Here is a 10,743-nt window from a genome sequence, read left to right as displayed (position 1 = left end):
GCGGTGCTGGATGCCGAGGCCGGCGGTGGTGGCTGGGTGCCGTTCGTCTTCCACGACCTCTGCGGGGGCTGCGACCCGGACTACGGGGTGGCGCCGGAGACGTTCGCCGCGCTCGTCGCGTGGGTCGCCGCGCGCGAGGGGCGGGGCACGGTGGTGCGGACGGTGGCCGAGACGCTCGGCGACCCGGTCGATCCGCCCGTCGACCCGCCGGTGGACCCGCCGGTCGATCCACCGAGCCGCCCGCCCGCCGATCCCCCGGCCCACCCGCCCAGCGACCGGCCGGGGGGCCCGCCGTTCGAGCCGGTCGCGTGGCCGCCCGTGGGGTGGGCGACCCCGTCGCCCGCCGGGCCGGCCGCCGCGGAGCCGGTGCCGAGCATCCGGGCCTCGCGGCGCGCGCTGCGCATCGACCGGTCCACCGGCTCCGTCGTGGTCCGGCTGCACAGCCGCGGCGAGCGCGACGCGCGGGTCCAGGTCCGGCTGGTCACCGCCGACCGCCACCGGCTCGACGCCCTCGTTCCCGCCCACGTCGTGGTCGGGACCCGCTGGACCGACGTCGACCTGCCCGCCGGCAGCGCCCGGAGCGTGCGGCTGCGGCTGCGGCCGGCGACCCAGCGGCTGCTGCGCCGCTCGCCATCGGTGCGGGTGCGGGTCGTCGTCCGCCACCGCGGCGAGCCCCGGACGCAGCAGTCGGTCGGCCCGGTCGTCCGACTGCGCCGTTCCGGCCGGGCGACGAGCCCGCCCGCGCGCTAGCCGTCGGACGGGCAGGCGTCGCCTGCCGCACGTCCGGTCTCCCGGCAGCCCGGGGCTACGGCAGACGCCACTCGAAGGCGGGGTGGCCGAGCTCGGCAAGCGCGGCGTCGGTGCGGCTGAACGGGCGCGAGCCGTGGAACAGCCGCGCTGACATCGGCGACGGGTGCGCGGCCTCGACGACCCGGTGACCGTCGAGCGGCAGCCGACCGACGACGCCCTGGGCGTGACGGCCGAGGGCGAGGAAGACCAGGCCCGAGCGCGCCTCGGCCAGCCTCCGGAGCAGCTCGAAGGTGACGTCGTGCCAGCCCGCCGGGGCGTGCGACCCGGGGGCTCCGGGCCGCACGGTCAGGGACGCGTTGAGCAGCAGCATCCCGGCGCTCGCCCACGGGGTCAGGTCACCGTTGGACGGCAGCGGCAGGCCGAGGTCGGCCTGCAGCTCGGTGAACATGTTGCGCAACGACCCGGGGACGGCGGCGGTCGGCGGGACCGCGAACGCGAGGCCGATCGGGACGCCTGGGGTGGGGTAGGGGTCCTGGCCGCAGAGGACGATCTGGACGTCGTCGGGGGCGACCAGCTCCAGCGCCCGGAAGACCTGCGCCCGCAGCGGCTGGATCGGGTGTCCGGCGGCGACCTCGGCGGAGAGGAACTGCTCGACGCGAGCGAGCGCGGCCCGGTCGACGTACGGCCGCCAGGTCTCGGGGACCTTGCTCGCCAGGTCGACGGTGGGGGACGGGCTGGTCGGGGCGCTCATCGGGACCTCGGTGCTCGGGGACGGCGGGGACGGCGGGGACGGCGGGGGACGGGACGTACGCGCGGCCGTGGGGGCTGCCGGGGGCAGGGCACGGCCGCGCCGGTTCTCAGGAGAACTCGATGATCGAGCGGATCCCGTCCTGGTGGTGCATCAGGTCGAAGCCGCGGTTGACCTCGTCGAGCGAGATCTTGTGCGACAGCAGCGCGGGGACGTCGACGTCCCCCCGCAGCCAGCGGTCGACCAGCAGCGGGACCTGGGTCCGGCCCTTGACGCCGCCGAACGAGGAGCCGGTCACGCGGCGGCCGGTGATCAGCAGCCGCGGCACGATGTCGAGCGTCTCGCCCTTGCCGGCCACGCCGATCATCGTCGCCAGGCCCCAGGCCTCGCGCGCGGCCTCGACCGACTGCTGCATCACGCCGACGTTGCCGGTGGCCTCGAACGTGTAGTCGGCGCCGAAGCCGTCGGTCATGTCCTTGATCTGCTGGACCGCGGACGGAACGCCGTCCTTGCCGGCCTTGGAGCCGTCGATCAGGTCGGTGGCCCCGTGGTGGGTCGCCATCTCGAGGCGGTTGGCGGCGAGGTCGACGGCGATGATCCGGCCGGCGCCGGCGATCCGGGCGCCGGCGATCGCGCCGAGTCCGACCAGCCCGCAGCCGAAGACGGCGACGGTCGCGCCCGGCTGGACGTCGGCGGTGTAGATCGCCGCGCCGAGCCCGGTCGAGAGCCCGCAGGCGAAGATCGAGGCGCCGTCGAGCGGGGCCGCCTTGTCGATCTTGGCGAGGGCGATCTCCGGCATCACCGTGTACTCGGCGAAGGTCGAGGTGCCCATGAAGTGGCGCAGCTCCTCGCCGTCGCGCGAGAGCCGGGTGGTCCCGTCGGGCAGGTAGCCGCGGCCCTGCTGGTCACGGATCGCCAGGCAGCGGTTGGTGCGGCCGCTGCGGCAGTGCAGGCACTCGCCGCACTCGGGCGAGAACAGCGTCACGACGTGGTCGCCGACGACCAGCGACGAGACCCCGGGGCCGACCTGCTCGACGACGCCCGCGCCCTCGTGACCGAGCACGCACGGGGCGTAGCCGGTCGGGTCGGCGCCCGAGGCGGTGTAGAGGTCGGTGTGGCAGACGCCGCAGGCGTGCAGGCGGACGAGCACCTCGCCCGTCTTCGGCTCGGCCAGGTCGACGTCCTGGACCACCAGGGGCTCTCCGAACTGCTCCAGGACGGCGGCGCGAATCTTCATGGCTCCGACGCTACCGGGCGCGGCGCGGGGACGCGTTCGACGATCGCTGCGGCGGCGCGCGCGGCGGTCGGACGGCGGTCGCGGGCACGGGTTCGCGAAGGGGTGAGAGCCGCAAATGGCGGCGATTCCTTCACGAACGTGCCAATACGGCGGCGAGATCGCGACAACTCGATGGAACTGCGGTGGGCGGGGATCGGGGCGGCAGGATGCGAGCGATGACGAGCAGCCGTGCCGCGGAAGGTCGCGTTCGGCCCTACTCCAGCTCGGCGGACTCCGCCCACCAGTTGATCCCGCCGTCCTGGGCGTGCTCGTCGATCCGGCGCAGCTGATCGGCGCTGAAGTCGAGCCGCTCGAGCGCGCCGAGCGAGTCCTCCAGCTGGGCGACCGAGCTGGCGCCGATCAGCGAGCTGGTCACGCGCGGATCGCGGAGGGTCCAGGCGATCGCCATCTGCGCGAGGCTCTGGCCGCGCTCGCCGGCGATCGCGTTCAGCGCCCGGATCCGGGAGAGGTTGCCCTCCGTCAGCTGCGAGCCGACGCCCTCGTCGCGGCTGGCCCGCGAGCCGGCCGGGACGCCGTCGAGGTACTTGCCGGTCAGCAGGCCCTGGGCGAGCGGGGTGAAGACGATCGAGCCGACGCCCTCGTCGCCGAGCACGTCGAGCAGCTCGTCCTCGATCCAGCGGTTGAGCAGCGAGTACGACGGCTGGTGGATCAGCAGGGGCGTGCCGAGCTGGCGCAGGATCGCGATCGCCTCGCGGGTCCGCCCCGCCGAGTAGGACGAGATCCCGACGTACAGCGCCTTGCCCTGCCGGACGGCGCTGTCGAGCGCGCCGCAGGTCTCCTCCAGCGGCGTGTCGGGATCGAAGCGGTGGCTGTAGAAGACGTCGACGTAGTCGAGGCCCATCCGCTCCAGCGACTGGTCGAGGCTCGACAGCAGGTACTTGCGCGAGCCGTGGTCGCCGTAGGGGCCGGGCCACATGTCCCAGCCGGCCTTGCTGCTGATCACCAGCTCGTCGCGGTACGGGCGCAGGTCCTCGCGCAGGATCCGGCCGAAGTTGGTCTCGGCGCTTCCGTACGGCGGGCCGTAGTTGTTGGCGAGGTCGAAGTGGGTGACGCCGAGGTCGAAGGCCCGGCGGAGGATCGCGCGCTGGTCGGCGAACGGCTCGTGGTCGCTGAAGTTGTGCCAGAGCCCGAGCGAGATCGCCGGCAGCAGCAGCCCGCTGCGACCGACGCGGCGGTAGGGCATCCGGCCGTCGTAGCGCTCCGGATCGGCGGTCCAGGGGCGGTGCAGGTCGGGGGTCGACATGACTCCACTATGCCGGGCCGGTGGGTGCCGCGGAAGCGGCCGCCGGCGCCCGTCGAGGCGGGGCCGGGCTCAGGCGCCGCCGGCGGCGTACGAGACGATCGAGCCGTCGATCAGCCACTCGACCGGGGCACGGTCGTCGGTGTAGATGCTGCCGCCGGTCAGCGGCGGCCGCAGCTCGTCGGCGGCCTGCTCGGCGACCGGCCGCAGCTCGGCCGGCATCGTCGTCAGCTGGTCGCGGATCCGGTCCGCGCTGAGCGGCACGCGCGAGGCGACCAGGAGCGTGTTGGTCGGCGTGATCGGGTACCGCATCACGTAGGGCAGGGCGGTCCCGATCGTGCGGGTCAGGACCCGCTCGAGCTGGTCGCTGTCGTCCGGGTGGCCGACGTTGACGATCGTGACCCCGCGCGGGGTCAGGCGGTCGCGGACCTCACCGAAGAACTCCTTGGTGGTGAGGTAGTACGGGATGTAGGGCTGGCGGTAGGCGTCGACCCCGATCAGGTCGAAGCGGTCGCCGCCGTCTGCGCGCAGGAACGGGCGCGCGTCGGCGGTGTGGATCCGCAGCCGCGGATCGTCCGGCATCCCCAGCCAACGGCGGCCCATCTCCGAGACCTTGCCGTCGATCTCGACCCCGTCGAACTGGACGTCGGGGAAGAAGTGGAGCGAGGCGCGGGCGACCGTGCCGCCGGCGTTGCCGAGCATCGCGATCCGCTGCGGCGGACCGTCCTGGGCCGCGAACGGCAGCACCTGGAAGGCGTCCCAGTAGTTGTTGGTGAGGACCGTGTCGCCGCGCCAGATCGAGTGCACCGCCTGGCCCTCGTTGAGCTCGAGGAAGCGCTCGTCGTTGCGCTGGACGACCCGCGCGTACTGGTAGGTGGTCTCCGCCTCGGCCAGCACGTGGTCGTCGCCCTCGGCCGGCTTGGTGACCCCCGGCGGCAGCGCCAGCAGCGCGACCAGCAGCAGCGGCGCGAGCAGCGCCCGGCGGGGGAGGCCGACGACGGCGACCGACGCCATCACCAGCGCCAGCACGATGAAGGTCCGCTGGGTGCCGACGAACGGGATCAGCACCAGCGAGGCGGCGAACGTGCCGACCAGGCTGCCGGCGGTCCCGATCGCGCCGAGCCGGCCGACGGTCGTCCCCGTAGTCGCCAGGTCGGTGACCGCGAGCTTGGTCGCCCACGGCGTCGCCGCCCCGATCAGGACCAGCGGCAGCGCGATCAGGGCCAGGCTGCCGATCAGCGAGCCGACGAAGGCGCCCGCGTCGATCTTGTCGAAGGCGGTCACCGCGAGGTGCAGGAACGGCCCGGCGACCAGCGGCACGACGGCCAGCAGGCCGGCCGCGATCAGGGTCAGGACGCGGAGGCCGGAGAGGTGCGGATGGCGGTCGGCGAAGCGGCCACCGAGCCAGTGGCCGATGGCCAACGCGACCAGGCAGACGCCGATCGTGTTGGCCCAGATGATCGTCGAGTCGCCGAAGTACGGAGCCAGCAGCCGAGCGGCCGCCATCTCCGCTCCCAGGCTCCCCGCACCGACCACGAACACCAGGATCGCGAGGGCGCGCACCGCGGGGAGGATAGCGGCGCGGCGCCACTTGCCGCCGCGCCACCGATGGCGCGATCACTACCGGGGCCGGGCGGACGCGTGCGACCGCCGCCCGCCGGCGGTCGGGCGTCCGCTCCGCGCCGTCGGCACCGGTCACCGGACGGTCACGCAGGCCCCGCCGGCCCCGCTAGGGTCGGAAGCGGGAACGATCCATTCAAGGGAGCGAACCACGTGCAGCGGGAATCCACGATCGACGCGGTCCTGGAGCAGGTCGCGGAGGACGGCGACCCGCAGGAGCGGCTGCTCGTCGGCCTCGCCCGGGAGCTGCTGCGACGCGACGCCGAGGGCGGTGACCAGCGCGACGACCCCGCCGCGATCGTGGCGGCGGTGCGCGGGCTCGTCGAGCTGGCTGACGCGCGCGGGACCGCCCCGGCGATCGTGCGGGCGTTCACGCCGACGCTGGAGGAGCACGGCTACGAGGCGCCCGGCAGCGTGCTCCAGACCAACGCCCCCGACCAGCCGTTCCTGGTCGACACGATCCTCGAGTGCCTGCGCGATCACGGCCTCCAGCCGCGCGCGACCCGCCACCCGATCGTCGGCGTCGAGCGCGACGGCCAGCGGCGGCTGGTGCGGATCGAGGCGGCGGACGAGCAGGGGCCGCTGCCGGCCGAGTCTCTGGTCCACGTCGAGCTCGACCGGCGGCTGACCCCCGAGGAGGTCGCCGCGCTGGAGGACGACGTCCGCGACGCGCTGACCGACGCGCGACGGGTCGTCGAGGACTTCTCCGCGCTCTACCGGCGGGTGACCGAGATCGCCGAGGCGGTCGGGGCCGAGGGCGACGGGATCGCCTACGGGCGGGTCCGGGGCGGGCCGACCCCGACGCCGGTCGATCCGGTCGTCGTCCCGACCGACTCGCCGGAGGAGGACCCGGACGAGGTCGCCGCGCTGCTGGCCTGGCTGGCCGACGACAACGCGGTCCTGCTCGGGGCCGCCGACTACCGGCTCGAGGGCGACGAGGCCGGGGCGCTGGTGGCGGGAAGCGCGCTCGGGCTGCTGTCCGAGGGGTCCGCGTCGGCGGCGGCACGGGAGCCGGTCGATCCGCCCGCCGAGGGAACGTTCGAGCGGCTGCGCTCCGGCGAGCTGATCAGCATCGGCCACACCGTCGCGCTCTCGACCGTCCACCGCCGGACCCGGATGGAGGACGTCGCGGTCCGCAGCCGCGGCATCGGCGCCGACGGCGAGCCGGTCCTGCTGCTGCGGCGGCTGGTCCTGCACGTCGCCTCGCGCGCCTACGCGGCCCCGGCCAGCGAGACCCCGCTGCTGCGCGGCACGCTCCGGCGGATCCTCGACGACGAGGGCCTGCGGCCCGGCTCGCACGACTGGAAGGCCCTGGTCGCGCTGTTCGACAGCTTCCCCAAGGACGAGCTGTTCGCGATGCCGACCGGCGACCTCCACCGCACGCTGATGGCGTTCGTCCACCTCGCTCCGGGGCAGACGGCGCTGCGGGCGCGGCGCTCGGCCGACGGGCGGGCGGCGACGGTGGTGGTCGCGATCCCACGCTCCTCGTACGACGCGTCGGTCCGCGACGCGCTTCGCGAGCTGGCCCGCGACCGCTTCCGGACCGAGCGGGTGTCGATCTACGAGGTCCTCGGCGAGGGCGAGCACGCCTACCTGCACCTCCAGGCCTACGACCCCGGGGGCCTCGGCGAGGTCGACGTGACCGCGCTGGAGCACGAGGCCGCGCGGCTCGCCCGCAGCTGGGAGGACCGCCTGCGCGACGCACTGGTCGTCCGCGAGGGCGGCGAGCGCGGACGGGTGCTGGCGGCGCGTTGGTCGCCGCGGCTGCCGGGCCAGTACAAGGCCGGCGTCGATCCGACCACGGCGATCCACGACGTGGTCGCGCTCGAACGGCTGTCGACCGGCGGCGAGGACCTGCTGGTCACGCTCAAGCACGAGCAGGGCGATGTCGGTGGCGGCTCGTCCTCGGGCGGGAACGGTGGCGCGGGCGGGATGACGCGGGTCGCGTTCGTCGTCCGCGGGCGCAAGGTCGAGCTGTCGCGGGCGATGCCGATCCTCGAGCACCTGGGCCTGCACGTGATCGAGGAGCGGCCGACCCAGCTGCGCACGGCGGAGCCGATCTGGATCCAGGACTTCGGCGTGCTCGGGCCCGACGGCCGACCGCTCGACCTCGACGTCGCCGGTGATCGGGTGGCGGCGGTGATCACGGCCGCCTGGCGCGGCGAGACCGAGTCCGACTCGCTCAACCGGCTGGTCGTGCTGACCCCGATGGGGCACGAGCGGCTGGAGGTCCTGCGGGCCTACCGCAGCTACCGCCAGCGGATCGGGTCGCGGTTCACGGAGCGCTTCCAGAACGACGTGATCGTCGAGCACGCGGCGATCACCGAGAAGATGGTGCGGCTGTTCGAGTTGCGGTTCGGGGCCCCCGGGGCGGACGGCGCGATCTCCCCGCGCGACGAGGCCGCCGAGCGGGCGCTGCACGACGAGATCACGGCCGCCCTCGACGCCGTCCCCTCGCTCGACCACGACCGGATCCTGCGCAACCAGCTGCACACGATCGACGCGACCTACCGCACCAACGCGTACCGCCCGGGCCGCGGGGCGCTGGCGCTCAAGTTCCGCAGCGGCGAGGTTCCGTCGATGCCGCACCCGACGCCGCTCTGGGAGGTCTACGTCCACGGGCTGGAGGTCGAGGGGATCCACCTCCGCGGCGGGATGATCGCCCGCGGGGGGCTCCGCTGGTCGGACCGGATGGACTACCGGACGGAGATCCTGGGCCTGATGCGGGCCCAGATGGTCAAGAACGCGGTGATCGTGCCCGTCGGCGCGAAGGGCGGCTTCCGGCTGCGCGGGCAGGGCTTCGCCGACGCGGCGGCGTTGCGGGCGGCGGTCGAGCGCGGCTACGTCACGTTCGTGTCGGCGCTGCTCGACGTCACCGACGACCTCCACGACGGCGCGGTCTCGCACCCCGACGGCGTGCGGGTGCTCGACGAGGACGACACGTACCTGGTCGTCGCCGCCGACAAGGGCACCGCGAGCTTCTCCGACACCGCCAACGCGATCGCCGTCGAGCGTGGGTTCTGGCTCGGCGACGGGTTCGCCTCGGGCGGGTCGACCGGCTACGACCACAAGCAGCTCGGGATCACCGCCCGCGGGGCCTGGGTCTCCGTCCGCCGGCACTTCGGCGAGATCGGCATCGACCCCGAACGCGACGCGATCAGCGTGGTCGGGATCGGCGACATGTCCGGCGACGTCTTCGGCAACGGGATGCTGCTCTCGAAGACGATCCGGCTGGTCGCCGCCTACGACCACCGCCACGTCTTCGTCGACCCGGACCCGGCCGACCCGGCGGCGTCGTGGGCCGAGCGCAAGCGCCTCTTCGCAGCGGGCCGGACGAGCTGGGACGACTACGACCGGTCGCTGATCAGCGAGGGCGGCGGCGTCTTCCCGCGGGACGTCAAGCGGGTCGAGATCACGCCGCAGATGCGCGAGGCGCTGGGGATCGAGGACGAGGCGCTGTCGCCGGCCGAGTTGATCCGGGCGGTCCTGCGGGCGCCGGTCGACCTGCTCTGGAACGGGGGGATCGGGACCGTCGTCAAGGCCTCGACGGAGCACGACGCTGACGCCGAGGACCGCAGCTCCGACGCGATCCGGGTCGACGGGCGGGACCTTCGCGCGACGGTCGTCGGCGAGGGCGGCAACCTCGGCTTCACCCGCGCGGCCCGGGTCGAGTACGCCCGCACCGGGGGCCGGATCAACGCCGACTTCATCGACAACTCGGCGGGCGTCGACTGCTCCGATCACGAGGTCAACCTCAAGGTCCTGCTCGACCTCGCGGTTCGGCGCGGCCAACTCGACGTCGCGCAGCGCAACGCGCTGCTGGCCGAGGTCACCGACGACGTCGTCGCCCACGTGCTCGCCGACAGCTTCGCCCAGGCTCGGGTCCTGACCCAGGAGGAGCGGCGGGCTCCGCGGCGGACCCAGGCCGCGGAGGAGCTGATGGCCGCGCTGGAGGAGGACGGCCGGGTCCAGCGTGGTGACTACGGGCTGCCGGGGGCGGAGGAGATCGCCGACCGCCGGACCGACGGCGAGGGACTCACGCGGCCCGAGCTGGCCTTCCTCGTCGCGCTGTCGAAGTCGAGCATCACCCGCGAGCTGCTCGGCTCCGGCCTGCTCGACGAACCGGCGCTGGCCGATGACCTGATCGCGTACTTCCCGCCGGCGGTGGCCGAGCGCTTCGGCGCGCTGGTGCCCGAGCATCCGCTGCGGCGGCAGCTGCTGGCGATGCTGGAGGCCGGCGAGGCGGTCAACGCGCTCGGGCCGACCTTCGTCGCCCGCCGCGCGGCCGAGTTCGGGACCGGCGCCGGCGAGGTCGTGCGGGCCTTCCGGGTCGCCGTCGGCGCGACCGACGCCCGCGACCTGTGGGCCCGGATCGACGCCCTCCGCGAGCTCGACCCGGATCTCGTCTGGGGGTTGCGGTCGGGCGTCGACGAGCTGGTCCGGGTCACCAGCCGCTGGCACATGACCCAGGCGCCGGGGGCGCCGATCGCGGAGACGATCGCGGCCCACCGCGACGGGACCCGCGCGATTCGCGAGCGGCTCGACACGCTGCGACCCGACGAGCAGCGTGAGCGCACGACGGCGCAGCTGGTCGAGCAGGGCGTGCCCGAGGACCTGGCCGACGCGGTCACCGCCGGACCGGCGTTGCTGCTGGCCCCCCATTCGGTTGCCGTCGCCCACGCGATCGAGCGCCCGGTCGTGGCCGTCGCCGAGGCGGTCCTGCACACCGGCGAGGCGCTGTCGCTGGACGGCCTGCACCGGGCGATCACGGCGCTCCCGATCCCCGACCGGCTGACCCGCTGGTCGGTGCAGGCGCTCCGCGACGACCTGCTCCACGCGCGGGCGGCGATCGCGCGGCGGGCGCTGGAGGACGCCCCCGACGCGGAGCCGGCGGCGTCGGTCGACGCGCTGCTGGGCGCCCGGCCGCGGGCGGTCGCGCGGTTGCGGCTGTTCCTCCGCGAGCTGCCGAGCGACAGCGGCGGGGGATCCGGCAGCTCGGTCTCGGCGTCGTCGCTGGCCGTCCGGCAGCTGCAGGCGATGGTCGAGCAGGAGCCCGAGCCGCCGCCGGCCGACGATCCGGGGGAGTGA

5 protein-coding genes and 1 pseudogene are annotated in these 10,743 nt (G+C 74.5%); 2 read left to right on the top strand and 4 right to left on the bottom strand.

Going from position 1 to position 10,743, the window contains the following annotated elements; genetic code table 11:
- A pseudogene (locus ACVUH9_RS17195) lies at positions 1 to 750 on the top strand (hypothetical protein); the annotation flags it as partial.
- Positions 751 to 805: 55 nt separating this feature from the next.
- Here the strand turns inward: ACVUH9_RS17195 and ACVUH9_RS17190 are convergent.
- The 4 genes from ACVUH9_RS17190 to ACVUH9_RS17175 form a co-directional block, all read right to left on the bottom strand.
- Entirely contained in the window at positions 806 to 1,501 is a 696-nt protein-coding gene (locus ACVUH9_RS17190; RefSeq protein WP_475759085.1) for a uracil-DNA glycosylase, read from the bottom strand.
- A gap of 106 nt (positions 1,502 to 1,607) precedes the next feature.
- Positions 1,608 to 2,735: an alcohol dehydrogenase catalytic domain-containing protein gene (locus tag ACVUH9_RS17185; RefSeq protein WP_475759083.1), complete on the bottom strand. Its 1,128-nt coding sequence runs from the start codon at positions 2,733 to 2,735 to the stop codon at positions 1,608 to 1,610.
- 253 nt (positions 2,736 to 2,988) lie between these two features.
- Positions 2,989 to 4,038: an L-glyceraldehyde 3-phosphate reductase gene (mgrA, locus tag ACVUH9_RS17180; protein ID WP_475759081.1), complete on the bottom strand. Its 1,050-nt coding sequence runs from the start codon at positions 4,036 to 4,038 to the stop codon at positions 2,989 to 2,991.
- Between the two features lie 69 nt (positions 4,039 to 4,107).
- Positions 4,108 to 5,598 (bottom strand): spermidine synthase, encoded by a 1,491-nt coding sequence (locus tag ACVUH9_RS17175; RefSeq protein ID WP_475759080.1) that lies wholly within the window; start codon positions 5,596 to 5,598, stop codon positions 4,108 to 4,110.
- 210 nt (positions 5,599 to 5,808) lie between these two features.
- On the opposite strand from ACVUH9_RS17175, the gene ACVUH9_RS17170 reads away from it, so the two are divergent.
- A complete protein-coding gene (locus ACVUH9_RS17170) occupies positions 5,809 to 10,743 on the top strand; it encodes an NAD-glutamate dehydrogenase domain-containing protein (protein WP_475759078.1) in 4,935 nt (1,644 codons plus the stop codon).

The sequence above is a fragment of the Patulibacter ginsengiterrae genome (assembly GCF_056269115.1).
This window is presented reverse-complemented; position numbering and strand designations above follow the sequence as displayed.

Bases quoted from the DNA above. Each gene is read 5' to 3' on its own strand.
- ACVUH9_RS17190 (WP_475759085.1), bottom strand. From the start codon at position 1,501: ATGAGCGCCCCGACCAGCCCGTCCCCCACCGTCGACCTGGCGAGCAAG.
- mgrA (WP_475759081.1), bottom strand. From the start codon at position 4,038: ATGTCGACCCCCGACCTGCACCGCCCCTGGACCGCCGATCCGGAGCGC.
- ACVUH9_RS17185 (WP_475759083.1), bottom strand. From the start codon at position 2,735: ATGAAGATTCGCGCCGCCGTCCTGGAGCAGTTCGGAGAGCCCCTGGTG.